At 32.5% G+C, this 24,172-nt stretch carries 28 protein-coding genes and 1 pseudogene; 6 read left to right on the top strand and 23 right to left on the bottom strand.

The features are described 5' to 3' along the window. Positions 1-181 (top strand): annotated as a pseudogene (locus BUB56_RS16440) (hypothetical protein); the annotation flags it as partial. Between the two features lie 107 nt (positions 182-288). On the opposite strand, the gene BUB56_RS16435 reads toward BUB56_RS16440, so the two are convergent. Further along, positions 289-1,011 (bottom strand): GGDEF domain-containing protein, encoded by a 723-nt coding sequence (locus BUB56_RS16435; RefSeq protein WP_110942354.1) that lies wholly within the window; start codon positions 1,009-1,011, stop codon positions 289-291. Positions 1,012-1,119: 108 nt separating this feature from the next. Here BUB56_RS16435 and BUB56_RS16430 point away from each other — a divergent pair, with 108 nt between their 5' ends. Then, positions 1,120-1,365 carry a helix-turn-helix domain-containing protein gene (locus BUB56_RS16430; protein WP_052221636.1) on the top strand — a complete coding sequence of 82 codons (246 nt, stop codon included), beginning with the start codon at positions 1,120-1,122 and terminating at the stop codon, positions 1,363-1,365. Positions 1,366-1,598: 233 nt separating this feature from the next. On the opposite strand, the gene BUB56_RS16425 is transcribed toward BUB56_RS16430, so the two are convergent. Further along, positions 1,599-1,886: a stage V sporulation protein S gene (locus BUB56_RS16425; protein WP_110942353.1), complete on the bottom strand. Its 288-nt coding sequence runs from the start codon at positions 1,884-1,886 to the stop codon at positions 1,599-1,601. Positions 1,887-2,258: 372 nt separating this feature from the next. Here BUB56_RS16425 and BUB56_RS16420 point away from each other — a divergent pair, with 372 nt between their 5' ends. Both BUB56_RS16420 and BUB56_RS16415 read left to right on the top strand, forming a co-directional pair. After that, on the top strand, positions 2,259-4,325 hold the full coding sequence (locus BUB56_RS16420; protein ID WP_110942352.1) for a CHC2 zinc finger domain-containing protein: 2,067 nt from the start codon (positions 2,259-2,261) through the stop codon (positions 4,323-4,325). 98 nt (positions 4,326-4,423) lie between these two features. Further along, complete coding sequence (locus tag BUB56_RS16415) at positions 4,424-4,711, top strand: hypothetical protein (RefSeq protein WP_052221639.1); 288 nt, start codon at positions 4,424-4,426, stop codon at positions 4,709-4,711. 120 nt (positions 4,712-4,831) lie between these two features. Here the strand turns inward: BUB56_RS16415 and BUB56_RS16410 are convergent, their stop codons facing one another. From BUB56_RS16410 to BUB56_RS16395, 4 genes are all read right to left on the bottom strand, one after another. Beyond that, positions 4,832-5,125 (bottom strand): sodium ion-translocating decarboxylase subunit beta, encoded by a 294-nt coding sequence (locus tag BUB56_RS16410; protein WP_110942351.1) that lies wholly within the window; start codon positions 5,123-5,125, stop codon positions 4,832-4,834. 48 nt (positions 5,126-5,173) lie between these two features. After that, positions 5,174-5,683, bottom strand: coding sequence for a hypothetical protein (locus tag BUB56_RS16405; protein WP_110942350.1), 510 nt, complete (start codon positions 5,681-5,683; stop codon positions 5,174-5,176). 623 nt (positions 5,684-6,306) lie between these two features. Next, entirely contained in the window at positions 6,307-6,597 is a 291-nt protein-coding gene (locus BUB56_RS16400) for a hypothetical protein (RefSeq protein WP_110942349.1), read from the bottom strand. A 4-nt stretch (positions 6,598-6,601) separates the two neighbouring features. Then, positions 6,602-7,513 carry a ParM/StbA family protein gene (locus BUB56_RS16395; RefSeq protein ID WP_110942348.1) on the bottom strand — a complete coding sequence of 304 codons (912 nt, stop codon included), beginning with the start codon at positions 7,511-7,513 and terminating at the stop codon, positions 6,602-6,604. 500 nt (positions 7,514-8,013) lie between these two features. Here BUB56_RS16395 and BUB56_RS16390 point away from each other — a divergent pair, with 500 nt between their 5' ends. Together BUB56_RS16390 and BUB56_RS16385 are read left to right on the top strand one after the other, a co-directional pair. Further along, positions 8,014-8,421, top strand: a complete 408-nt coding sequence (locus BUB56_RS16390; RefSeq protein WP_110942347.1) for a four helix bundle protein — start codon at positions 8,014-8,016, stop codon at positions 8,419-8,421. A gap of 108 nt (positions 8,422-8,529) precedes the next feature. Further along, on the top strand, positions 8,530-9,084 hold the full coding sequence (locus BUB56_RS16385) for a Uma2 family endonuclease (RefSeq protein ID WP_110942346.1): 555 nt from the start codon (positions 8,530-8,532) through the stop codon (positions 9,082-9,084). Between the two features lie 344 nt (positions 9,085-9,428). Here BUB56_RS16385 and BUB56_RS16380 read toward each other — a convergent pair whose 3' ends face one another. The 17 genes from BUB56_RS16380 to BUB56_RS16300 all read right to left on the bottom strand — a co-directional run bounded on the left by BUB56_RS16380 (position 9,429) and on the right by BUB56_RS16300 (position 23,349). Next, the gene (locus tag BUB56_RS16380; protein ID WP_110942345.1) at positions 9,429-9,737 is read right to left on the bottom strand and encodes a hypothetical protein; all 309 of its coding nucleotides are present in this window, start codon (positions 9,735-9,737) and stop codon (positions 9,429-9,431) included. 1,522 nt (positions 9,738-11,259) lie between these two features. Beyond that, the gene (locus BUB56_RS16370; RefSeq protein WP_110942357.1) at positions 11,260-11,760 is read right to left on the bottom strand and encodes an HD domain-containing protein; all 501 of its coding nucleotides are present in this window, start codon (positions 11,758-11,760) and stop codon (positions 11,260-11,262) included. Continuing rightward, complete coding sequence (locus tag BUB56_RS16365; RefSeq protein ID WP_242946411.1) at positions 11,708-12,439, bottom strand: putative ABC transporter permease; 732 nt, start codon at positions 12,437-12,439, stop codon at positions 11,708-11,710. Before BUB56_RS16365 ends, BUB56_RS16370 begins: the two co-directional genes overlap by 53 nt. Positions 12,440-12,476: 37 nt before the next feature. After that, on the bottom strand, positions 12,477-14,171 hold the full coding sequence (gene ubiB, locus BUB56_RS16360; protein WP_330392679.1) for a 2-polyprenylphenol 6-hydroxylase: 1,695 nt from the start codon (positions 14,169-14,171) through the stop codon (positions 12,477-12,479). Between the two features lie 160 nt (positions 14,172-14,331). Then, complete coding sequence (locus BUB56_RS16355) at positions 14,332-14,694, bottom strand: phasin family protein (RefSeq protein ID WP_110942343.1); 363 nt, start codon at positions 14,692-14,694, stop codon at positions 14,332-14,334. A 26-nt stretch (positions 14,695-14,720) separates the two neighbouring features. Beyond that, positions 14,721-15,299 (bottom strand): TetR/AcrR family transcriptional regulator, encoded by a 579-nt coding sequence (locus BUB56_RS16350; RefSeq protein WP_207650457.1) that lies wholly within the window; start codon positions 15,297-15,299, stop codon positions 14,721-14,723. 449 nt (positions 15,300-15,748) lie between these two features. Then, the gene (locus BUB56_RS16345) at positions 15,749-16,285 is read right to left on the bottom strand and encodes a hypothetical protein (protein WP_110942341.1); all 537 of its coding nucleotides are present in this window, start codon (positions 16,283-16,285) and stop codon (positions 15,749-15,751) included. Positions 16,286-16,351: 66 nt separating this feature from the next. Further along, positions 16,352-16,840, bottom strand: a complete 489-nt coding sequence (locus BUB56_RS16340) for a Csac_0668 family 2Fe-2S cluster-binding (seleno)protein (RefSeq protein ID WP_110942340.1) — start codon at positions 16,838-16,840, stop codon at positions 16,352-16,354. A gap of 68 nt (positions 16,841-16,908) precedes the next feature. Beyond that, complete coding sequence (locus BUB56_RS16335) at positions 16,909-17,430, bottom strand: LysE family transporter (protein ID WP_242946410.1); 522 nt, start codon at positions 17,428-17,430, stop codon at positions 16,909-16,911. After that, complete coding sequence (locus BUB56_RS20165; RefSeq protein WP_278319512.1) at positions 17,427-17,552, bottom strand: hypothetical protein; 126 nt, start codon at positions 17,550-17,552, stop codon at positions 17,427-17,429. The genes BUB56_RS16335 and BUB56_RS20165 overlap by 4 nt, the downstream gene beginning before the upstream one ends. A 185-nt stretch (positions 17,553-17,737) precedes the next feature. Then, positions 17,738-18,397 (bottom strand): hypothetical protein, encoded by a 660-nt coding sequence (locus BUB56_RS16330; protein ID WP_110942339.1) that lies wholly within the window; start codon positions 18,395-18,397, stop codon positions 17,738-17,740. A gap of 470 nt (positions 18,398-18,867) precedes the next feature. Further along, positions 18,868-19,455: an MBL fold metallo-hydrolase gene (locus tag BUB56_RS16325; RefSeq protein WP_110942338.1), complete on the bottom strand. Its 588-nt coding sequence runs from the start codon at positions 19,453-19,455 to the stop codon at positions 18,868-18,870. A gap of 171 nt (positions 19,456-19,626) precedes the next feature. Continuing rightward, the gene (locus BUB56_RS16320) at positions 19,627-19,833 is read right to left on the bottom strand and encodes a DUF6199 family natural product biosynthesis protein (protein ID WP_190014632.1); all 207 of its coding nucleotides are present in this window, start codon (positions 19,831-19,833) and stop codon (positions 19,627-19,629) included. 76 nt (positions 19,834-19,909) lie between these two features. After that, the gene (locus BUB56_RS16315) at positions 19,910-20,326 is read right to left on the bottom strand and encodes a DUF3795 domain-containing protein (protein ID WP_110942336.1); all 417 of its coding nucleotides are present in this window, start codon (positions 20,324-20,326) and stop codon (positions 19,910-19,912) included. A 1,128-nt stretch (positions 20,327-21,454) separates the two neighbouring features. Then, positions 21,455-22,282, bottom strand: coding sequence for a 4Fe-4S binding protein (locus tag BUB56_RS16310; RefSeq protein ID WP_027621830.1), 828 nt, complete (start codon positions 22,280-22,282; stop codon positions 21,455-21,457). Between the two features lie 66 nt (positions 22,283-22,348). Then, positions 22,349-22,792 carry a YkvA family protein gene (locus BUB56_RS16305; RefSeq protein WP_014256062.1) on the bottom strand — a complete coding sequence of 148 codons (444 nt, stop codon included), beginning with the start codon at positions 22,790-22,792 and terminating at the stop codon, positions 22,349-22,351. A 68-nt stretch (positions 22,793-22,860) separates the two neighbouring features. Then, positions 22,861-23,349 carry a Csac_0668 family 2Fe-2S cluster-binding (seleno)protein gene (locus tag BUB56_RS16300; protein ID WP_027621831.1) on the bottom strand — a complete coding sequence of 163 codons (489 nt, stop codon included), beginning with the start codon at positions 23,347-23,349 and terminating at the stop codon, positions 22,861-22,863. Positions 23,350-24,172: the final 823 nt, after the last annotated feature.

Genomic DNA, 24,172 nt, shown 5'->3' with positions numbered 1-24,172 from the left:
TTATTATCATAAAAAATGTGAAACCAAGAAAAAGAAAGTAGCTTTAGTAGCTGTAATGCATAAACTTCTCCATTACATATTTGCGGTTCTCCGTGACGAAAAGCCATTTGAAATTAGGAGCCCTCAAGATCATCAATCTTGGAGAAAAACTAAGAATTCAAACAAAATCAAAGCTGCTTAAATCGCAGTAGAGATGTAGCTCATCATTTTGTCATTGTTCGTGTTTTACATATGGCTAGCTTTGCTATACTCTTTTTTCTAAAACCAATTTTTTTAAAAAAATCAAACTTAACTATTGACTTTTATTAGCTGGTCTCTATATAAATTTTTATCTGCCATTTTTATCATATCCTCCAAATCTACTAAACAATCAGTACAGGCTATTCCCGCACTGATTTGAATATTCATCCCTTGTTCTACTGCTAGTTTACGAATCTCTCTCCTAACTCTCTCTGTTACTCTTTTCGCTGCCTTTTTATGCTGATTAAAAAGCAAAATAATAAATTCGTCGCCCCCATACCTTATACCTAAATCCTCTTTTCTTATACTGTTTTTAATCGCCTGTCCTACTATTTCAATTGCCTTATCACCTACTAAATGACCAAAAGTGTCATTAATTTCTTTTAAATTATCTATATCTATGAATATTAGGGAGAAATCTTTTTTGCTATAAAGATGATGATATATTGAACCATCGTTAATCTGTTGCCAATAGTTTCTATTGTATAATCCTGTAACTGAATCTATTAATAACTTACTGCATTTATAGTTATTTGAATCAATGGTAATTACATAATACTTTTGGTTGGCAATAATAATTTTATTAATGGTCACCCAACGCTTGCCATAACTAAATTGAACATATGAACTTTCAGATAACCTATCAAAAATATGCAATTTTTTAAGGTGATTATAGGCTTCTCCATTATTAATGCTGCTGTACTGAATCTTATTTTCATGATTCAAAACAATTTGAATTATCTCCTCAGTTCCATATCTTTCCTTATGCATTACAATTAGCCCCCAAATTTATAAGTTTGTTCTTTATTAGAACATATTATTGCACAACTTCGGATAAAATACAAGTGTTCCAATAAAGAACAAAAGGTGGTATGTTTGATGAAATTAATATTAGATTCCGAAGAACGCAATATTGCAGGCTCTAGAGTTAAAATTGCAAGGTTAAAAAATAATATGACGCAGCAGGAACTATCAGTAAAACTTGAGACATTAGCAGTTTATGTGGATAGAGCAAGTATTTCAAAACTCGAACAGAAGAAAAGAATTATAACCGATATTGAACTGGTAGCCTTATCTCAAGTATTAAATGTAAGCGTCAGTTGGCTCTTAGGTCAAGATAAATAAGTTTTGTTTCAATATACACCTATTCTTATGAATCTAACACTGATTCTTTCATCCACCTACCCCTATGTCATTAGTAGATATTTGTTTGTGCCTTTATTTTTACCTTCTATCCCTCATTTATAACAAAAAAGCACACTCCCTTATACCTCTAGATGCAGTATAAGAAAGGTGTGCCCCTTTCGGCAATATGCCTTTACGTTACCATATTTTCATTGGCTGTACAAGAACTAATATTATTTCTTTTTTGCAATTAAAGTCCAGCGTATGGCTGTCTTAGCGAAAGCATCATTTTCATGGGTTACTGTGTCCACCTTTACATAAAAAGGTCTTATATAAAATTTGTAGCCCATCTTAACTAACCTTTCCGTAAATGAAATTAGAACTTTTACCGTCTGATAGCCGGCCTTCATGCCGATACAATCGATATTTACAGCCATGTTTTGCTTTATCTCTTCTAATGCTGCATCTACAACAGCATTGATATTGCTGTCTCCCGCAACCTTAAGAACCTTTATATCCATGCCTTATATGCCTCCTTAATCTGTTTTGTATTGCATATTAAGGATTGAATATAAGGCATTTCAAGTATTAATTTTCATTCTTCATTACTTCAGTTCAAAACAAGAATTGAGCCAAAACTAAAATTGATTAGAATATTTCATTAATACTTCATACTTCATTAACTTCAAGGCGTCTCTCAATGTTTCGCAAAGTTTTCTTGAACTGAAGTACCTTGAAGTATTAATAACATATTAACCATATTTTTAAGTTTGTCAAATTTTTAGGCTTTATTTTTTTGTTACATTTTTGTTACAAAATAAAGTTCCTCTTGAAATACACTGATTTATGGCTATAATACGTTCATTAAAAATTACGGAACGGAGGAATAGCCTATGAACAGCAGTTTAGATAACATCATTGCCAAAAAGACATCTCACGATGTTGGTGTATTAATATTTCAATACCTTAATGATATTGAACCTCTAATCCAGCAGTCTCTCACTGCTGCAAAGTTAAAGGATTTTTACAGGCTTAAAGGGAAATATAACAAAGGGCGTTTTGTCTGCCCATTCCATTCTGGAGCAGATAACCCTACCTCTCTTTCCCTGAATGACGACAAACGGAACTTTCACTGCAACGCCTGCGGTAAAAGCGGCACATATCTTGAATTTATTATGTTTATGCAAAATATTTCAGGAAAGAATAATTATAACGATGCTAAAATTTTTGCTGCAAACAACTTTGCTGGGCTGAATCTAGGATTCAACTCAATCGCTGATTTTGAGCAGAAGTTAAAAGATAAAATACTGGAACGCTATCATAAAACAAATAGCCTTAGATATACAGATTACTATAATATCTGGCTGCTTCCTGAAAGATATTTTTCTTATACAGCAGAATCGCAAGGTCGCCAATGCCAAGGAGAAGAACAACAAATAAAGCCTTCTTTAGAAGTTTCTCCTTCCAACTCTACAAACAAGCCCGGTTTTATACTGGAAGCACTGGACCTTGAAATGACCATCAGGCATCATAAAGCCCAGAATATAATTGACAATGGGATTACTGATTATGATAAAGCAATTCAGGATGCTAAAAACAGTAAACTGATTAATGACTTTACTCAAAATGCAGATAAATTAAATTCTGTCGATAAACTCTCTGATTTCATGAGTAAGAAATATAATATAGACATAGATACTGCTTTGAGATATGGACTTATCTATTTTGATAAGGCTAGCCAGAAGCAACTCTACTACAGTGATTTCTTTATGCTGAATGACAGAGTCCTGTTTCCCGTTCAAGACCATGAAACTGGCATAGTTGTCGGGTACCAGTGCCGACAAACAGATTTAAATGCTCCAAAACAGTACAAATACCTTAACGTGACCGATTATCAGGATAACTTGACAGCAAATAAAAACGGAACGGCTTTTAGAAATTTTGTTCCGTTTAAGCCTGGAAACTTCCTTTTTAACCTTTACGAACTGAAGAATAAATGCATTAATGCATTATGGATTACAGAAGGCATTGCAGATGCAATAAAACTTTCCTGCATGGGATATGACGCCGTTTCTCCAGGGCAGGCAAATTTAACCGACTTCCATATATACTTAATTGATAAATATTTCGGCAAAGATGTAGTTATTAACTTATTCTTTGATAATGATGACCATAAGGTTGGACAAAGCAAAAGCATTGCAGCCGCCTACCGCCTTTGGCAGTTTGGTTTCAGGAATATTAGAATTATTAGCACCTTTAAAGAATTAGGAAAAGATATTACCGATTGTTCCGTTAAACTGCATGATGATAACATGCTAAGGCTTTTAATTAGCCTATGGGAAAAACAAGCCTATTCTTTTACCCCTGCAAGTAATGAAGATTTAAACACTCTATTAAAAACAGGCCTGTACACTGAAAATGAAATTATGTGTATTGACCCAAGAGATATAAACCAGATGACTAATTTTGCTGAAGCAATTGTTAAGCATATAGATTTAAAGGATATGACATATCAGCAACTTGCAGTATTAAAAAAATTATGTTGCTTTAGAGAAGAAGAAATAAAAATTCTCTTTAACCTTTCTACAAAGGATTATCATGACATGCAGGATACTGATGAAACAGAAACTGCCATAAAAGAAAATAGCAATATTAACGCAGGCAATGCTCAAGAAGAAAGAAATGTAGAAGAAAACCTAATCAACATTTCTAAAGCACAACTATTTCATCTGAAAAAGAGATTTGATTTAGATTTAATTAAGAAAATAGACAATGAATGTTCCAGAAAACAGATTGCTGCTATTGTAGGAAATATAATAAAAAATAAAGATTTTGATGTATGGGATTATATCCCTAAAAATGAAAGTTACCATTCTTCAACTGGTATAGCCCCTATCACCGCTGTACTGGATGATGGCAACTTCACCCCTGTATATGACGATGTCAGTATTCCTTTTTAATGAGCCGTAATCTTAAAAATTTTTTAATCAAAAAAAACTTGACTTTCAAAACCATAATTCTGTATCCTGTTTAAAATCAAATGAAAGGACGTGGTTGTATGAAAGCCAAGAATTTAAAACAAGAAATTAAGAATATACTTTCTGCAATAGACAAGAACTTTGGTAAAGACTCAAGGGAATATCAGGATGCCGAATATTACCTTGACATCCTTGAAACTGTTTACCATTATAACTACAACGACGGGATAGATTTACTGAATGAATTAAAGGAATTGCTGAATAAATTGTCAGATAGAGTGCCCGAATTGGCACCTGAAAGGTTCTCACAGCATTATCCAGATGTAAGTGAGATGATAAAATATCTGGATAAATGGTTATCTGATTAATAATCTTATGGCTTTTCAGTTTTGACTGGAAAGCCTTTTTATATAATATGTTATATTATCTTTTCTGTACAAACAAACCTGTTGTTACATCTTTGCTCCTGATAAATAACTGATTCTGGATTAATTATGATTTTTCTTATATTTGATAACAACTAGATATATGAATCCCAATATTGTTAGCAATGCAAAGATGGCAGTAAACAAGTGCGAAGAAGACTGACCTGATACATAAATTGTCGTTGGTCCGTCTGCACCGCCTATGATTCCTATTGAGCCTGCATTTCTTATATCTATTTTGAATTTATAAGATAAGTATAATGGCAATAAGGAACTAAAAAATAAACTGATAAATGCCACTAAAGCACATATAACAGTAAATATAGTAATCATCTTTGTTGATTTTTCTTTTTTCATACCTTATTCACTCCAAACATACTCTTTTTTACGAAAGCATTGTATTCTCTATTGCTTACTTTTTTTAATAACATTTCCTCCGCTTGTTTTGTCAATGATAAATAAAGCGCTATCATTTATAACAGGACTACTAATTTGTGTAAAATCAGCATCACCCCTATTGAGAGTAACATCCGAAACTACTTTATTATCTTTTACAAAAACTAATTTATGAAATATATCATCATCCAGTGGATGCTCTCCGAGCCAGGTTTTATCAAATATCAGATAGCCAATATATGTATCAGCAGTGGTCCATTTTGTTCCTACTATTTTTTGCATTTCTGTTCTGCTGGTATAAGGCAGTATAACATACATTCTGTCCCATTCAAAAGGAGTTATATTTTTAATATCAAAATATGATTTTTGCTGGATAGTTGTCATAAGGTTATTTTTGAAACTTTCTAAGTGCTCATTGTTTATTTTTTGACTACGAAAACTTATATAACTTGATGAAAACAGTATTAAAGGTATTATTAAAAATACTGATATAATAATTGTTTTGCTTTTGATTTTCATATATCTCCACCTCAAAAAGGATACATGCAATATTGTGCTACATTTTCCCAAGAATGTCTATTTACTATTATATAGTACAACCTAAGTTATTAATAGAGTCTTTTATATAGATTTTGATAAGATTTATGGGTAAGAAAAAACAATACCTTTAATAGTTACTATTATATTATGTAATTTCTTATTCTAAGCCCCCTATTCCCTTTAACCTATAATCCACATACTCCTGCTCTGTTTCAATTTTAGAATCACTTTTTTTACCCCTTAACCCTTAAAACCGTTTCTAACTCCTTTTCCCTATTAAAACCCATCCATTTGCTCCGTTTCTCATGCAAAAAGAATGAATTCTAAATAATTATCTTATCAGTTTTCTATTTAAGGAAACCGTTTCTAAAATCGGATTTTATGAAATTAATAATCAAACCTTAGTTCTTTTTAGTTCCATACTTTTTATTCCAGTTCTTTTTGGGACTGTGTATTATAGAATAAGGAATTAGGAGAAAGGGGCAAGGAGGAATAAGGCTTAACCTAAGGTAATTTATGCTTATTCAATGTCTCTCCACCTATACTTTTATACAAGAAAAAAGCAGGAAGTCTTAAACTTCACTGCTTGTAAAGGTTAAAGTCTATAGATTGTCAAACATATCAAATATATCGTCAGGCAATTCATGTTGTATGCAACTATCATTCTCTTTTCCCTTGTTTTCTGTGGTAATTCCTCCACATTCCGCTATCACTTCTTTCACAGCCTGTTTGACTATTTCCTTATCAAAACCCTTATCCCTTTCCCCTATATGACTTAACACTGCCTTAATTACATAATCTGTTTTATATTTTTGTGCAGAAAGTATGTTATATACCTTAGCATCATCCTCCCTATCCATAGAAAATGAGAGGTTTATCCGTTTTGTTGCCATAAAATCACCTTCTTAGTTCTTGCTCTAATAGGATTTTAAAACCTTTGGCATTTGCAAACTGGTCAAGGTTTTCAATATACCTTATCTTGTCCGATGATTCTATATATTTTCTTAACATCATACCCCCGCCACCAACAACTATTGTCGGATTCCTGAATTCAAAACCGTATTCTAAAATCTTTGTCAGCAAATTTTCTACATATTCCTTTGCTTTTATTTCTATCATTTTATTTATATCTGCATCAAATAAAACTGGCTGCTTACCTAAGATAATATCCTGTATCTGCTTTTCTGTCAGATTGATATTTAATTTTAATAATTCCTGCTGTATGGATGCAAACAATGTGATTGTACCGTTCGGTAGTGAATAGCAGGTTGCAGTGTTAATTATCCCGTTTTCTACTATGAAAAAATCTGTAGTATAGCCACCAATGTCAATCACATTTGCCAAAGCAATATCTTTATAATCTTTAAAAATATTAATAAATGCAGCATAACCCTGGGGATAGACTCTGCAATCTTTAATGCTAATTGTATAGTCTATTCCTAAATAGTTGAAATTAATATTATTACACAAAAAATACTCTCTGAATTTTGTTTTCATTTTACCGTAGTGAATGATAGGAAGCCCCACACCTAAAAATACATCTGCTTTCTGTTCCATTCCTGCCTTGTTAATTGCATCTGCTATTGCAGCCAAAGATAATATAAAAGCATCTTGATTTTGAGTCTTATCCAATTGAACGCTCGACCTGTTGTTTCCTATGCTGTAATAAATACCTTGATAAATAAGCAGATTTTGTTTTGTAATAGGCTCTACATCAGACTTTGTAAAGCCCGACTGACAACTAAAACCCTCACTGCTTTTGGTATAAGCATTTCCATTGTCTACTCCTAAGATAATCTTATTCTCCATAAAAAATTCCTCCATTTCTTTAATAAATTTAAGTTCGTTATAGTTCTTTTAATAAAGGATTCTTTAAAAATTCAAGTCTGTTTTGCAAAAAAATTGCTTACCTGAATTGGTAAGCATACTAAAATATAACAATACGGAGGTTTTTAATGATGCTATTGTAAAATGCCTTATTATTCGTGAACAGTTACTTTATATTAAATCATCAAATTCATTTTCAAGTGTTTTTATCATCTTTTCCCTAAATCCTTTTCCCTCTCCTCTTTACCCTCCCATATATAATTATGTATTTAGTAAATCTGCCCAAATCCTTGATATTACTGTACCTATATTAGGTAAAAGGTTCATTGGATTAAGGAACAAGTATGTGTATATAGCCCTTTAACACAGCCCCTTAACCCTTTCTCCTTTCAAGGATTTCTTTACAAAAATTCATCTATCAAAATTTGACTTCTTCCTATCCTTCTGTATAATGTGAAAAAATCATGAAAGGAAGAATCTACATGAGCAATAGTCTAGTCATAAAGGATTTTAAGACGCTTAAGGTTTGGCAGAAGGCAAATGCTCTTGAACAAGAAATAGAAGCGTTGGTTAAAGGGTTTCCAAGCCATGAGCAGTATCGGCTTGTCGACCAAATCATTAGAAGCAGTCGCAGCATCTCTGCAAACATCGCAGAGGGAAATACACAACTGTTTGTCAAACGGGAATTATTTCATGCCAACGCTGCCCTTGGCAGTTGTGGGGAAACGAGAAACCACTTGCTAACTGCATATCAGAACAACCATATAAGTAAAGAACAATACAAGATTTTAGATGAGAAATTCCTCGAAATAATAAAAATGCTGTATGGATACATAAAAAGGCTAAAATCTAACTCAGATAATGAATCTGATGCTGCTATTAATTGGTAGAATTAAAATGTCTTTACTTATTCCTAATCCCTTTAACCTTTAATCCTTTAACCCCTTGTATCATCTCTATAGAATATCGTAAAATATCCTTGGAAAGGAAGTGAAAATATGACTCCTGAAAAGAAAATTGTACGCCTTGAAGAGTTTTTGCAGATGGATAAAGAAAACGAACATAGATTTGAATATTTTGATGGTGAAGTAGTTTGCCTTGAGTCTCCATCAGTAGAACACCAGCGGGTTTTATTAAACATCGCAGCAGAATTCCGAAACTATTTCAGAGGAAAATCTTGTGAGGTATTTATCTCCCCACTGGATGTCTGGTTAACAAATGAAGAAAAAACTGCCAAAGTAAAAGTTCAGCCTGATTTAATAGTAATTACTGATAAATCGGGATTAAAAGAAAACGAATATACTGGATTATCTACATTAATTGTTGAAGTTATTTCCATTTCCAATCAAAGTCATGATAGAATAAGAAAATATAACACTTATATGGAATTTGGCATAAAAGAATATTGGATTATAAATCCAAAACTTAAAACTATTGAAGTATATATATTAGAAGAAGATGAATACAAACAAGCGGCTATTTACAAAGGCGACGATTGCGCAGTATCTCAAACTTTTAAGGAACTTAAAATTCACTTAAATGAAATTTTTTAGAAGGATGAGGCTAAATTTATATAATCCCTCTCATGGCTAATACAAATATGCTTAATTCCCTCCTCCGTATTTTTTATTAATACGAAAAATAAGAAAAAATGCCTTGGAAAGACCGCTAAATCTCCAAAGCACTAAAAAAAATGCTAATAGCCCTGTTTTTAAAAAAGGTTTTAGGGGCAAGGTGTTAAAGCACCTCATTTTTCACATTCCTTTACGGATTATACCACATTTTTCTTTTAACTTTCATATCCGCTTAAGTTCCCGTAACGTACTTTAAGTTCCCGTAATATACCTTAAATGCCTATAACGTACCTAAAATTCCCTTAAATCTAACTTCACTTTAACTATTTGATAATCCTAATATTTGTTTCTGTAACTATTATGTCTTCAGGATTAAACCCCTTATCCCATATGCTGTTGGCTTCTATAAGAATAGATTTTTCCTTTTTTGTTACAAAGCCAGCCAACATATATTTTTTGCCGTCCTCTATATATGGAGTATAAAATACCATCCTTTTATCCAGACTTAGGTCGTTTTCCTTTTCCTCAATGTGGGAAAGGATATTTTGTTTTGCCTTATTAATATCCAAGCCAAACTCTTCTAAATTATTTGAAAATCTGTTTGATAAATTTATTACTTTTTTTCTTTCCATAATCTTCAACCTTTCAGACAAAGTCTATTTATCTCATGAAAATCCCCACTTATTTACAATACAACACAATTCTTATTATTTCAATTCTGTCAAATGCTTTTGCAGTATTTTTTATTAACAATTTATATTAAAGAAGGGATTTATCATACATTTATATAAGTACCTCCCCCCCCCTTTATCCCCATTCCCTTTGTATTTTTATACTTTATCCCAATTCTCGTACCGAGAAATACGGGTAAAATCTTTAATACACTCTAAATGTCCTCAGTTTAATTAGTTACACAATTATAATTCCAGTTCTCTTAACGTACCTGTATACACATAAAAAACTCATGTCAAACCCCCACCCCCCTCAACCCCTTGCACCATCTATCCTTAACCCTATTTCGCTATTTTCTTCCAGATAAAAAAGTCCGCTCTAAAATTCCATATTTTCATTCCATTTATTAACACTTTTTCCTTAATCCTTGTAATAATTTTTAAAATAAAGTTGGTCCTTTTTAGGGATAAGTTGAAAGGAAAAATGTTAAAATAAAAAAAAGTCTGCTCACCATCACAGGGCATCCAATCCCTTGGTGTAAGCCGACTCGAAGTAATTTTCCCATTTTCTTGAAGTAAATAAAGTTTGCTCAAGAATTCGTCAGTTATGTCAACTAAATATCCATATAATTACAAAAATAGGTATAAAAAAAGAAAATAAAGTCTGCTCAAACTCACCCTCTTTTGCAGCCTACACATCCGATTCTTGCGTAATGTTACCTCCTCAGGTGTAATCACACCCAGCATATAACACCCGACGCACTATCGCTCCGTTCCTTACACCCCTTGTCTGTTTCCCCCTCCGGGGCTATTACACCCACTACCTCTTTTTTATTTATTTAAATATTTTTTTGTGTGAGGGTTAGCCACATCATAGGTGGAATAAGGCATTGGAGGAGTTATATGGGGGTATGTCTACAGTGGAAATGAGACTGAAGGTCGATTGTTCCTTCGTGTTGGTTACAACCATTGGATACCTATACGGTTTGGTTACACCAGGGTAGTTGATTCGAGGGCATAAAAAAACCGTGAATGTTAGCAAGACTTCTCCTGCAAACACCTCACGGGGTTTCACAAAACTTTATTATTTTTCACCAATCTTTATTTTGTTTCACCAGTGTTTTTTATTAGTATACAACGGGACCGTTGGATTGGGTGTGGCTGCACATTCAGTTCGTTCCAAGACATAAAAACCCTGTGAAGGATTACAAAATTTCTCCTGTAAGCACCTCACGTGTTTTTACTAAACTTTATTCTCTTTCACCAACCATTTTTTATTAATCAAACTTTGTTTTGATTGGAGCATAGTAAGATTGTTATAAATATTACATAAAAATTATCGATATTTTAATTTATAATGATAATATGGATTGTTAACTTTAAAATTAAAAATAACCAAAGGAAACAATCCATAAAATTCGTTCACTTTATATTAAAGAAATTTTTATTTTTAAGTGAACGAATTATAAACTTTATAGAATAATTATATTCGATGTTTAATGTTTGCTATCATGCCCTGTCCAAATTCTACAGACGCACAATATTTATCTACAAAACAAACTATAAATGATTCATTATATTTTGGAGGCTTTATTGTAAGAGGCCACATATGCTTACTTATGATGTCCTTCTCTATTTCATTTAAATCAAATACTTTAACAGCATTTTCAAGTGCTATATCTGGATGCCTGAATGCATGCTTCCCTCCACTTAGTTTTGTAGTTCTCCAATCATATAAGAATAAATCGTGCAGTAACCCACCCCTTGCAGCGGAAACATAATCTAAGCCTACATATCTACAAATCATATAACTGTAAAATGATACATTTAAACAATGGTCAAGACATGTCGTAAAGTAATGATGCCTATACCGATTCATCATTTTTACATTTTCATTTCTCAGCAAATCTTCAATGTAACTCTTATATTCCCTATAAATCTCGTTGTCTGCCTTTAACTTTAACCTTAATTCTTTTAAACTCATTTTGTACATATCCTCTAATCTCCTGATTAAGTTTGCCAACATTTAAAAAGCACAATTTAGGAAATGCCTGAAAAATCCTTTTGTATTTTATAACTTGTTCATGAAAATTTCCTGAAGGATATTGATAATACATCAAGACAACCTGCTTTAGGTCTATTATTTCTGTAACTGATTTTATTGTATCGAAAATAAAATAAATAATTATAATAGCCGTCATAATAAATTTCGTTGATATGTTCAAAAAAGCAACATACTTGACAGTTATCGGATGAATAAAAGTGATTAGAATATAAGAAAGTATTCCCCAGAATATGGAATACTTTATACATACTCTCCCATGCAAATTTAAAAAGTTATTACTGTAATCCCACCATTTGCAGTTAAATATTTTCTCTAAAATATATCCAGTGATATATTCAAGTATCGTTGTTAATAACATAGCCAACAATATTTTAACCGTTGTTGACTCTGATACAATGCTAAGGCTATTATTCAAAAAAATTAGTAACTGAATAATCAATATTGCCCCAAATCCATATATGGGACAGAAAGGACCATGCAAAAATCCTCTATTAATAAATTTCTTTTTAGAAATACTAGCATAAATTGTTTCCAGCATCCATCCTATAAAAGAGTATAGGGCAAAATATATTACAATATCAAAAAAGTATTCTCCCACCGTTTCTTCCTCCTTACAATACTACACTCAGCATTACTCATAAATGACCTGACCGTAATGCTGAAATAATAAGAAACAATACTATTGCACCTGCAATAACCAGTCCAATTTTTAAAATTGTTATATTTAGAAAATATACCTCTACCCCTGTATGGGCACTCATTCCAGAACCTATAATAATGCCTGCAATGACGATACTGACTGCCAGTAACACCATACTAAATGAAAGACGGTTAAAAATTTTTTCTATTCGTTTCACAATTTTCTCAATATCCTTCATCTTAAACTGCATTGTAAAATCTTCATCTTCAATTTTTTCTAAAAAGTTCAGCATCGACGATGGGAATTTCCTTGCTAAATTACCATAATCCATAATTCCGCCAATAAATTCTTTTCCTATTTTTTCGGGCGAGAATATTCTAAACATTAACTTTCCTGCAATTGGCTCTGCAACTTCTAAAATATTAAGTTGTGGGTCTAATTTTTCTACTAAACCTTCTAAAGTAACAAGTGATTTTGCAAGCATTGTAAACTCGCTTGGAATCACAATATTATAGGAAAAAGCAAGATGAAAAATCTCATTGAATACCTCCCCAATTTTTATCTCACTTAGAGGAACTGACAAATATTTATCCCTTAATGTATCAATATCCTTCTCAAGTTTTTTGATATTTACCCTTCTTGACATTGCATCTAATCCTAATATTCCTCGAATAATCAATTTGCTGTTTTTAAATGTAATCCCCATTAACATTTTAAGAAATTGGTTTTTCCGTTCCTCACTTAACTTCCCCACCATACCCAAATCCAAAAACGCAATTACATTCCCTTCTAAAACCATAATATTACCAGGATGAGGGTCTCCATGAAAAAAACCATCTCTTAATATCTGATTAAATATAGAAGTAGCAAGGTTATGAGCAATTACTTTACGGTTAAGCCCTGCTTTCTCCAGTGCTTCAAAATCATTTAACCGTATACCATCAATATATTCCATTGTTAATACACGACGTGTTGTATGAATCCAACTGATGTTAGGAACAATCACATCTTTATCTTTCATAAAATTTTTCTTAAATGTTTCTGTATTTTCTCCTTCAATTCTAAAATCCAGTTCATTTTTAATAGTAATTTCAAATTCCTGCACCATCTTACTAAAATCATATAGTTTCCCATACTTCGTATGATTGTCAATAAAATATGCGAGGTCCTTCAATATTTTTAAATCGAGGTCAATGTTCCTCTCTATTTTAGGTCTTTGAACTTTGACAACTACTCGTTTCCCTGATAGTAATTCTGCAAGATGAACTTGTGCAATGGATGCTGCCGCTAAAGGCTTTTCATCAAATTTCGCATAGATATTTTCTAGTGAGTCACCCAATTCGCTTTCTATCACATTTCTAACTTCTTCAAATGGAAAAGGCGGTACTGTATCCTGCAATTTTTCCAGTTCTTCAATTATATCCTGTGGCAGAAGGTCAGGTCTTGTACTAATGATTTGCCCCAACTTTATAAAGGTAGGTCCTAATTCTTCTAATGATAGCCTTAACCGCTGACCTACAGTAAGTTTCGTAAATTTATTTTCAGCCGTGTGTTTTACTATTCTCTTTCTTATATTTAAATAAGACAGGATGCCCATCTGGTCTATGAAAGTACCAAAACCATGTTTTACAAACACTAGAATAATTTCTCGATATCTTTTAATATGCTTATATCGATTAATAGCAATCAATTTATATCACAACCTATTTACAGTTTTTTTGCATATACCACTTAATTTTTTATATGTTATTTTTTAGTCTTGACTATAAGTTAAGTTTTAAACCAAAGAAGGTCGGATGACCGAATTAATTGTCTCAGGTAAAAACATTGTTCACTTTATGATTGTTTTTTTACTTTTTTAATTCTTTCTTGAGATTACTAATATCATCTTTTGTTGCAATCTCTTGTTCATTTAGTATCTCTATGAGTTCTTGCCTAATAATCTTCTTTATATCTTTTTCTGAAAGTAAATCTTCTTTTCTAGCAATATTCATGTAATCCAATGATTCAATAATTACATCCTTTATCATTTTCTTAAAGTCTTCTCTCTGCTCTTCTCCCTTTTTTACTAAGTCATTAACTAAATCTTTTGCATCTTTTCTCGCTACTTCACCCTTGTTCACTAATTCATTTACTACTGCTTCAATTTTTTCTCTTGAGTATAAAAATAAACCAAGTCCAATATTAATAGATTTTTCAAGTATACCTGGCATACCCATCTCCCTTTCTTTTTACAAATTTATTCAAATAATATCTGCACGGCGTTTAATGCTTCCGGCAAATCTTCTTCTTCGTCATCAAGTAAAACCTGTATAGCCGTCCCAAACATTGCACCTAAAATAAGTCTTGATAAAGATTTTGGTGAATATCCTTTTAGATGCTTTATTTGAAGATTATTCAAAATGTACTTTTCTATCATATTCGATAGTTCCTTGAATAAATTGCTTAATAAACCACTAAAAGTAGGTGTCCAAAGTGCTAATCCTGTAAAATCATATAGTAATTTAAAAAGTTCTGGATTGTACTTTAGTAAATCTCGAAAATATTTTATCAAAGATAATGCTCTTTCCCTAGGGGATGCCTCTACCGTTAAGCACTCCTCAATCTCTAATAAATATTTTCCAATCATCATTTTTACTACTTCTGTAAATAACCCTTCCTTATTCTTATAGTAATAGTTTAACTGGCTAAGGACAACACCTGCTTCATTAGCAATGTCTCTCAATGAAACATTGGCGTAGCCTCTAGAAGATATACATTTAGAAGCAGCCAATAATATTTTTTCTGATTGGTTTAGTTTATCAGTTTCATCAGCCACGCTCTTTCTCTCCTCCTTTAATTCGGACATCCGACCTACAACAAAATATTATCATACTTATAAGATTTAATCAAGATACTAATAAAAATATCCTACTTAAAATCAATTTATACTATATCTTTGTGACTCTTATTGCTGTTAAATAATAATATGCATTGGTAAAAACCACCATATACAGCCCACGCCTCCAATTCCCAAGTGATGATACCCCGTAGGGGTAATCAACTCACATTATATTATCGCCACTGTACATATCGCTCCGTTCCTTACAGCCCTGTCTGTTTCCTCCTTTGTGTCTATTACACCCACTGCGAGCCTCTTTTTTATTTCTTTAAATATTTTGGGATAAGGCTTGGAGGTTAGCCGTACCGCAGGTGAAATTCCCTCAATAAACCTAAACTGATATACATTTTAACCATAACTTTATATTTCATAGAAAAACTCTTTTTTTATTGCTCATTCAAAAGTTCCTTCAATATTGTTTTAGACTCCTGCGGAAGTATTTTAATAAAATGTTCCAGTCCAATGTTGTACAAAAGGGCAATTATCATATTTTCCTGTTCTCTTAAGTCTGCCAATGCCTGCCCATCAAAAAGTTCCAATTTGTTTTCGTATGGAGTATACTGAGCCCACTGCTCACAAGTGAGCCTCTGTGGTTCTTTAAGAGGTATTAGTTCTTCCTTATCTTGTGGTGGCATAAAATATTCAAGCGCATTCTCTACCCATTTTATAAAGTCCCGCTCTTCTGGAATTTTATCGCCATTTTCTGCTATTTGCTGATTTACAGTGTCTTGTGCTATTTTTCTAATATCTTCTTTACCGTCAAAAACCCTCAAAACACTACTCTCGGGCAACTCAATAGTCTGTAATACTTGTTTTATACTAAAACCCATTTCTTTTAATTTCTTTACAATTTTCAGGGTACAAGACATTTCTCCTGTTAACTGACCTATTTTTCTTCCTTCTTCATACATACCAATTTCCATAAGCCTTTTTCCTCCCTAAATTTGCAAGCCACAATCTAAAAAATGCAGTATTAAATATAACTGCACTTATTTCATGGATAACCCCTTGTCTATTGCCTTCTGAATTATTTCATGACAGCATTTCCCTAATGGATTATTCTTTATACACTGGCTGTTTTTCATCGCCCCTGTGATTTCTATAATATCTTTAACTGTTTTTGCCCCATCTTTTATAACGGCATTTATAACCTGCTCCTCTGTAACCTTGCTGCAGTAGCAGGCATATTTAGGATTGGCATCTTTTTTAAACCATATTGGCACTTTTACTTGCTGCTTATCAAACTTAACACCTGATTCTGGATTATAATATACAACATCACATCCTTCGTTCATGCATATATAATAATCAATATCTCCTACCGATTTTGTAAGGGCATCAACTACCAAATGCTTTACTGTAATATTTTTTACTTTGACTCCTGATGTTTTACACACAGGACATGTATTGTCATTTTCTATTTTATGAAACTTCTCTTTTCCACCACAGCAGCAATTATTTATTTTTTCATTTGTCATTTTTACTTTCCTCCTATATAAATTATAAAATACATCTTTTTCATTAAATCTACCCAAAAATTATATCATTACATCTGCAGCATCTTCCATCCACTGCCTATGAAATAGATTGAAAATGCTATAATAAATATACCTAACAACAAAATAATCCAGCGATACACAGTATCACTTATCAGTTTCTTGCCTCTGGAAAATGCCGTGGAAATTGCTGTATACCATACAAAGTCCGAAAAAATGTGCCCCATGAAAAAGAACAAAACACCATTTAAACCTAAAGCATACGACTGGCGTATTGATTCCATACCTGTTGACGCCCACCAGAGAATAAAATACGGATTGGTAGCACTTACAAGCGCTCCCGCTAATGCAAGATTCCTCACTCCGGCACTATTCCCTGCTCTTTGGCTCTCCAAAGAAACTGATTTATTAATGCCGGATTTTATCATTCTATACCCCATCCATGCAAGAAAAGCACCGCCAAATAATCCGATAAATCCTGCAACTGTCGGCTTAGAAAAGAAATCTTTAAGTCCGAATGTCATAATGATAATTAATATAAGTTCCAGGATTCCATGTCCTAATACTGTCAAAGGGCCTGCTGTCCACCCTTTTTAAGACTGCCGTCAATCGTAACCCCCAACATAGGTCCAGGCATCATTGCTCCTGAAAAGCCTATTAAAAAAGCGCTGATAAAGATTCCCCACAAAACCACATAATTAACCTCTCTTTTAGCCAAAATACCTTACTATCAACATCGGCTTCTCTTTAATATCCATGCACATAAATATAGTAACAATAAATTCCAATTTAATTAAATTTTATTTTAATAAAGTTTTTTTATGGTATACAGAAAAACCATACTAAAATAAAATATTGTTGTTGCGAAAAGCCTTCTTTTTATGTGCGCACAGGTTCGTTTACATTCCTAAATATCAAAAATAAAGACACAATTGCTATCAAGCCAAATAAAGAGGTCATAATAATCATTGGAAGAGTTCCTTCTATGCCGGCCAGGTTCATTGAAATTCCCTTTGATAAAAGCGCAGCCATTATTAAAGCATTAGTGACTGTCGCAATTGGTGCTAACATGTAACCAAACGGTTTTTTCTTTATCAAAAGCAACCCTGATAAAAAAATCCCAGGCAGAAAGAATGCCAGGTCAAATGCTTGAACTGTGAGTGTAGTGCCATGCTCCACTTCCAAAGGTATAGAACTGCCAATGAGTGTTGGTATGACTCTTGCAAGCCACAAAAATCCTATCATTAACGTAGAGAACATTAGGTAGCCTCCTGCATACCTGACCGGCAACTTATTAGTGAAATAAGAACTCATTTTTTCAACATCAAATGCCAGCAAAGTCAATATAAATGCAAAAAAACTTGCTGACATAAGCGCTACATATACCAAAAACAGCCTGTTATACATTGCAATAAATGTATACATCATATATGTGATTAAAAAATATCCCAATGCTCCCCCCAGGAGCAGCCTCCCTTTTATTGAACCCTTTCTTGCCAGAAAGAGTGAGATTAAAAGAATCGGGATGCCTATGCACAATGTCACAATATCCTGCGGTATGGCCTGCAGGACTGCTGATACAGAATTATTGCCATATATTCCTTTTCCGTAAATAGTTATTGTCTGACCGTATATTTATGTAAATTTAAATTCTCCAGGACCTTGTTTTGAAAAAATTCCAAATGTTGTTGCAATCAATGACAGAGCAGCAATACATAATACCAGTAAACTTATAGACTTTCTAAATTTCATATTCCAAATACCCCCTATAAATTTGCTTAGTAAATATTGTATCACACCTTAATAATATATAGTGTATTATTTTACAAAAAAACGAACTTGTTATTGTCACCCATATCTCTCCCTAATAAAAAAGCAAACCCCGCAGCAAACAGGGAATTACCTGCATATGCTGCGAGGCTTTGGGACGAACTTTTTTATAGAACAAAGTTTATTATTACGGAGTGGAGTTTATAGTGTATATACAAGAGGAGATATACCATTGTACACTAAATTATAGTATATGGGTTTCCATGACCTGGAAATATTTTTGTTATTTTATAATCCTTTATTAATTCCCAACTGTTTTTGATTGTTTGGTCGTTATAGGCTTCTATATGACTGAATTCTGGAAGGTCGCCTGTGAATGCACAACATCCATCAATAATGAGGCTTATGCTATCATCTGTATGACCAGGCGTCTGGATTATTTCCCCTTCTATTCCCATACTTTTGAGGAAGTCTCTACTTTCTTTGCTAGAAATTACGATATTACCCTCAGATAGAATATCTGTAAAATTAAATTGAGGATTCTTTTTGTAAAAGTTATTTAGATTGTCTACAAAAGTAACCTGACATTCATGTATAATTAATCTTATTCCTAAATTCTTTAAGTCTTGTGCAATACCAGCATGGTCTGGATGGAAATGTGTTACAATTAAATATTTGATATCACTTATTTTGATATTATGCTGATTCAATAAGTTCATAAGCCGATAAAGAGTACCAGGAAAATCAGTATCTATCATTATCCAACCGCAACTGGATTCAAGGAGATAACAATTTGTCCTTTTACAAATTAAGTTCAGTATTTTCATCTATACTCACCTCGAAGGTTTAATCATCGTACTCATATATATGTATATCATTATTAGCAGTATTTTTTATGAAGATTTTATTTCGTATAATAATACAGTTTAGACACAAAAATTAAATAATGCGATTCAATCTTAAATGAATGTTATGCTCCTAACTTTTATATCATTTATTTATGGTAATAATAAAAAAAATATTATGCCACCAACTCCAATCATTGAAAAAAAACCGCCTACAACACGAGTTATTTTTATATAAAAATCTGAAGGCTCTACGGCAGCATAAGATTTCCATGATTCTGTAATTTGCCACCATGTATCTGGACTAATCAACATGATAATCCCTATAATTAAAATAAAAATGCTCAACAATATCATCATATAATGTTCTCCTTCATTATTTCGCACTATAAGAATATTGTGAATTAACTTGCCTTCTCCTAACTTCTCATTATGCTCATTTTGCATACTTACTATTTAATCCATTATGTAATAAATCGATAACAGCCTCTTCATTTCCTAAATTATCATAATCCTTGTTCCAGCCATATATAATGCCATTCTCTTGATTTTTCAGGACATATTCTGCAAGTTTTTCTATACCCTCATTTTTCGCTACTTTTACAAAAGTTCGGTTTCTAACATCGTGATATTCACTAAACATATCCTTATCACATGGACTTTCTTCACATTCCCAACAACCGTTTATCCCCTTTCTGACACAACAGTCAAATTGAAAACAACCCTTTTCACTTAAATGTCTTCCACAACAATTATTTTCAGATTTACACCCAGCACATGTGTCTGCCTCATGGCATAATGTACAAACCAAACCGCAGTATCCCATATTTCGAACAATATCTTTTACATCCATTTTTATCCCCCCTCACATAATATAAAAAATGTTAGTTCACATTTTTCTGCTAATGTACATTATTAATGATATGTACTAGCAAGTACATTTTCATGTGGTGGTACCATAAACCTTTATTCTTTCTTACTTCTAAAATCCAAAAATAGTTTTAACAACAATAGTGCATTAGTTGAAATCAGAATAAACCAGTTATTTTCCCAAACTGTAAAATAAGTAAGCACCAAAATGCACCATATGACAAGAAAAACAAAAGTCATATTTTTACCCTTCAAAACAACCCCCCCTTATTTTAGTGCATAATATTCTCTACAAATGTGTACCACATACCTTTATTTTACATCATAACCTATAAGAACATCTACTCTTCTATCTCCTCATTTCACTTGTATTTAAATACACTATTCTCATTCTTGTATCAAGAAATTATGCCCTTATTACATAACACAACTTTTTTTATCTATTTAACACAACTTTATTATTTTTAACACAAGTTTTTTATCTCTGACATAACTTTTTTATTTTACCCCTTATCCCTTAACCCTTTTTAGAATAAAACTTAATCCTAACTATGTATACACATAAAAAACTCATGTCAAACCCCCACCCCCCTCAACCCCTTGCACCATCTATCCTTAACCCTATTTCGCTATTTTCTTCCAGATAAAAAAGTCCGCTCTAAAATTCCATATTTTCATTCCATTTATTAACACTTTTTCCTTAATTCTTGTAGTAATTTTTAAAATAAAGTCGGTTCCGAATAGGGATAAGGTGAAAGGAAAAAGGCATAAGGTTGCATTTTCTCATGTGCTTTTTCTAATGCTTTTTATCAATCCTGGTATCAATATTTAAATCAATATAGTACTCTCAATCCCTTTAAAATCAATACCTTTAGCCTTATTCCTTACTCCTTAACCCTAACAACCTTAACCCTTACACCTTACCCCTTTCCCCTGTAAAAAAAGCAAACCCCGCAGCAAATGAAGATTTCTCCTGCATCTGCTACGGGATTTTGGAACGAACTTTATTTTTATAGAGCGAACTTTATTATCATGGAGTGGAGTTTATTTGAATTATACACCTAACTCTATTAACTGCCCAGACATTTCCACTCCTGCTTGTTTTACCTGTTTAAAAGTAAACAGCGCCTTTAGGACAACTTTTCACACATTCCATGCATAAAATGCACTCTGTTCCATTTTCCCTGCTTCTTTTGCTATCTAAAATATCTACATTCATGGGACATACTTTTTTGCATTTCCCGCAAGAAATACACTTTTTGCTGTCTGCTTTTACCCTGAGCAGTGAAAAATAACTTGCTGGTTTTAAAAATACAGTTATTGGACATATGTATTTACAAAAAGCCCTGTTGTCTTTCAGTATGAAAGCCATTATTATTCCAACTGCATAGTATATGATATTCCCCGCAATAAAACTCCAAAACATCACAACTTCAATGTCAGGATTATTTAATAGAAACAAAACGCCTACAAATAGTATAGAACCTGAAAACATGATATACCGTATAAAGGAAAGTTTTTTTATGCGTGGTTTTTCAGGCATCCTATAAGGCAACAAATCTAAAACCGCAGCCGTCCAGCAGGCATATCCGCACCATCCTCTTCCAAATAACAGCGGGCCAATAATTTTGGCTACTGCATAATGTATTACTGCTGCTTGAAATACCCCCATAAACAAGTAGTACCAAAAACCTTCAATCTGCATATTCTCACGGCATATAAGCCCAAGATATATAAACATATATAATCCCACGCCAAACTGCACAACCTGTCTTGAATATTTGTATTTTTTTATCAGTAAGAAGATACCTAAAGACACAAGAAAGCCTATATACATGAAATTAAAGAGATAGAACAAATTATCAAACCAAATCCACAAGCCAATTGATATGCAAATAAATATCATAAGTATGTATATAGGTATTTTAAATTTTCTCAACCTGTCCACCCCCACGATACATCTTTTCATTTCCCCTGTTAACTTGTTTATTTCTAAATAGCAAAATTATCTACCCAGTTTAATAAATTGAATTAGAGAATTACTTAATCTAATATTCATTTTTTCTTTCCGTATAACTGCTAATATCATATACCCGATAAATCCTAAAATCAGTATCCACAGCATTACAATAATCACACCTGCTGCCTTGGCTTCTGGAATATCACTTTGCAATTTTGCCTCGGCTTCTTTCCTGCATTCTTCCATAATTTCCGCTGGAATCAACTTTAATGCAATCGCAACCCCCATAGGTATCAGTATGAAGTCATCTAAATATCCTAATACAGGGATAAAGTCAGGTATCAGGTCTATAGGACTTAGTGCATATGCAACAACAACAGCAGTAAATACCTTTGCAATTAAAGGTGTTTCTTTCTTTTTATATGCCAGATATAAAGCAAAAACCTGTTTCTTTAACTCACTTGTTTTTTCTTTCATTTTTTCTATCATACTCAAGTCTCTCATGCATTCCATTTTTTATATCTTATATAATATATAAAAATACAATCACATTTATTTTATTTCATTGATAGTCCTTTATCTATAGCCTCCTGAATTATTTTGTGGCAGCACTTACCTAACGGGTTATTCTTTTCACACTGGCTGTTTTTCATCGCCCCTGTGATTTCTATAATATCCTTAACTGTTTTTGCCCCATCTTTTATAACGGCATTTATAACCTGCTCCTCTGTAACCTTGCTGCAGTAGCAGGCATATTTAGGGTTAGCGTCTTTTTTAAACCATACAGGCATTTTCACCTGCTTTTTATTAAACTTAACATTTGATTCTGGATTATAATAAACAATATCACATTCTTCATTCATGCATATATAATAATCTGTATCTCCGACCAATTCTGTTAATGTATTAACTACCAAATGTCTGACTGTAATATTTTTTACTTTGACTCCTGATGTTTTACACACAGGGCATGTATTGTTATTTTCTATTTTATGAAACTTCTCTTTTCCACCACAGCAGCAATTATTTATTTTTTCATTTATCATTTTAGCCTTACCTTCCTTTATTTTTATTTTAATAGGACTTATCTTATAATGAAAGTACTTTTCTGTTTTAAGATTTTTGTTCATATCATTTTAATTATATATCCTCATTCTTGTATCAAGAAATATAAAATCTCAGAACTTTATTTTCTTTTCTTCTTTACCCTTTAAAAAAGGACTTTTCTATTTTTTGATTTTTTCACTATTATGTATTGAACTGTTCGACACAACTTTATTATCTATTTGACATGACTTTATTATTTCTAACACAAGTTTTTTATCTCTGACACAACTTTATTATTTTTCACCTTATCCCTTAACCCTTTTTAGAATAAAACTTATTCCTAACTATGTATACACATAAAAAACTCATGTCAAACCCCCACCACCCTCAAACCCTTATCCCTTCACTCCTTGACCCTATTTTCCTAATATCTTCCATATAAAAAAGTCATGTCAAAAATCACCCATTTCCCTTGTTACTTTCTCCTAATATTTTCCTATTTTCCCTCTCATTTTAGATAAAAAAGTCGTGTCATAAATAGGGATAAGTATCAAGAGAAAAGGGAAAAGTTTTAATCAATATCTTTCATCAATACTCTATTCAAATCCAATAAAATCAATACTTTTAACCTTATACCTTACCCCTTAACCCTACTCATCCTAAAACAAAAATCATGGCTCCAATAAGGTTTTCTACCCTATTTTCACCATGACTTTTAACACAACTTTTTTATTTTTAACACGACTTTTTTATTCGTGACACGAGTTTTTTTGGGTTATACATAGTAGGGATATAGTAATAAGGAATAAGGAGCAAGGATTT

Origin of the sequence: Geosporobacter subterraneus DSM 17957 (genome assembly GCF_900142145.1) — a bacterium.
In the GTDB taxonomy this organism is placed as follows: domain Bacteria; phylum Bacillota; class Clostridia; order Peptostreptococcales; family Thermotaleaceae; genus Geosporobacter; species Geosporobacter subterraneus.
Note: the sequence above shows the minus strand (reverse complement) of the source record. Positions and strands in the feature narration are given on the sequence as shown.

Bases quoted from the DNA above. Each gene is read 5' to 3' on its own strand.
- BUB56_RS16430 (WP_052221636.1), top strand. From the start codon at position 1,120: ATGAAATTAATATTAGATTCCGAAGAACGCAATATTGCAGGCTCTAGA.
- BUB56_RS16370 (WP_110942357.1), bottom strand. From the start codon at position 11,760: ATGAGTTTAAAAGAATTAAGGTTAAAGTTAAAGGCAGACAACGAGATT.
- BUB56_RS16400 (WP_110942349.1), bottom strand. From the start codon at position 6,597: ATGGCAACAAAACGGATAAACCTCTCATTTTCTATGGATAGGGAGGAT.
- BUB56_RS16345 (WP_110942341.1), bottom strand. From the start codon at position 16,285: ATGGAAATTGGTATGTATGAAGAAGGAAGAAAAATAGGTCAGTTAACA.
- BUB56_RS16320 (WP_190014632.1), bottom strand. From the start codon at position 19,833: ATGATGATATTGTTGAGCATTTTTATTTTAATTATAGGGATTATCATG.
- BUB56_RS16385 (WP_110942346.1), top strand. From the start codon at position 8,530: ATGACTCCTGAAAAGAAAATTGTACGCCTTGAAGAGTTTTTGCAGATG.
- BUB56_RS16340 (WP_110942340.1), bottom strand. From the start codon at position 16,840: ATGACAAATGAAAAAATAAATAATTGCTGCTGTGGTGGAAAAGAGAAG.
- BUB56_RS16305 (WP_014256062.1), bottom strand. From the start codon at position 22,792: ATGATAGAAAAAATGAAAGAAAAAACAAGTGAGTTAAAGAAACAGGTT.
- BUB56_RS16380 (WP_110942345.1), bottom strand. From the start codon at position 9,737: ATGGAAAGAAAAAAAGTAATAAATTTATCAAACAGATTTTCAAATAAT.
- BUB56_RS16395 (WP_110942348.1), bottom strand. From the start codon at position 7,513: ATGGAGAATAAGATTATCTTAGGAGTAGACAATGGAAATGCTTATACC.
- BUB56_RS16435 (WP_110942354.1), bottom strand. From the start codon at position 1,011: ATGCATAAGGAAAGATATGGAACTGAGGAGATAATTCAAATTGTTTTG.
- BUB56_RS16420 (WP_110942352.1), top strand. From the start codon at position 2,259: ATGAACAGCAGTTTAGATAACATCATTGCCAAAAAGACATCTCACGAT.
- BUB56_RS16405 (WP_110942350.1), bottom strand. From the start codon at position 5,683: ATGAAAATCAAAAGCAAAACAATTATTATATCAGTATTTTTAATAATA.
- BUB56_RS16415 (WP_052221639.1), top strand. From the start codon at position 4,424: ATGAAAGCCAAGAATTTAAAACAAGAAATTAAGAATATACTTTCTGCA.
- BUB56_RS16355 (WP_110942343.1), bottom strand. From the start codon at position 14,694: ATGCCAGGTATACTTGAAAAATCTATTAATATTGGACTTGGTTTATTT.
- BUB56_RS16425 (WP_110942353.1), bottom strand. From the start codon at position 1,886: ATGGATATAAAGGTTCTTAAGGTTGCGGGAGACAGCAATATCAATGCT.
- BUB56_RS16410 (WP_110942351.1), bottom strand. From the start codon at position 5,125: ATGAAAAAAGAAAAATCAACAAAGATGATTACTATATTTACTGTTATA.
- BUB56_RS16325 (WP_110942338.1), bottom strand. From the start codon at position 19,455: ATGAAAATACTGAACTTAATTTGTAAAAGGACAAATTGTTATCTCCTT.
- BUB56_RS16390 (WP_110942347.1), top strand. From the start codon at position 8,014: ATGAGCAATAGTCTAGTCATAAAGGATTTTAAGACGCTTAAGGTTTGG.
- BUB56_RS16315 (WP_110942336.1), bottom strand. From the start codon at position 20,326: ATGGATGTAAAAGATATTGTTCGAAATATGGGATACTGCGGTTTGGTT.
- BUB56_RS16300 (WP_027621831.1), bottom strand. From the start codon at position 23,349: ATGATAAATGAAAAAATAAATAATTGCTGCTGTGGTGGAAAAGAGAAG.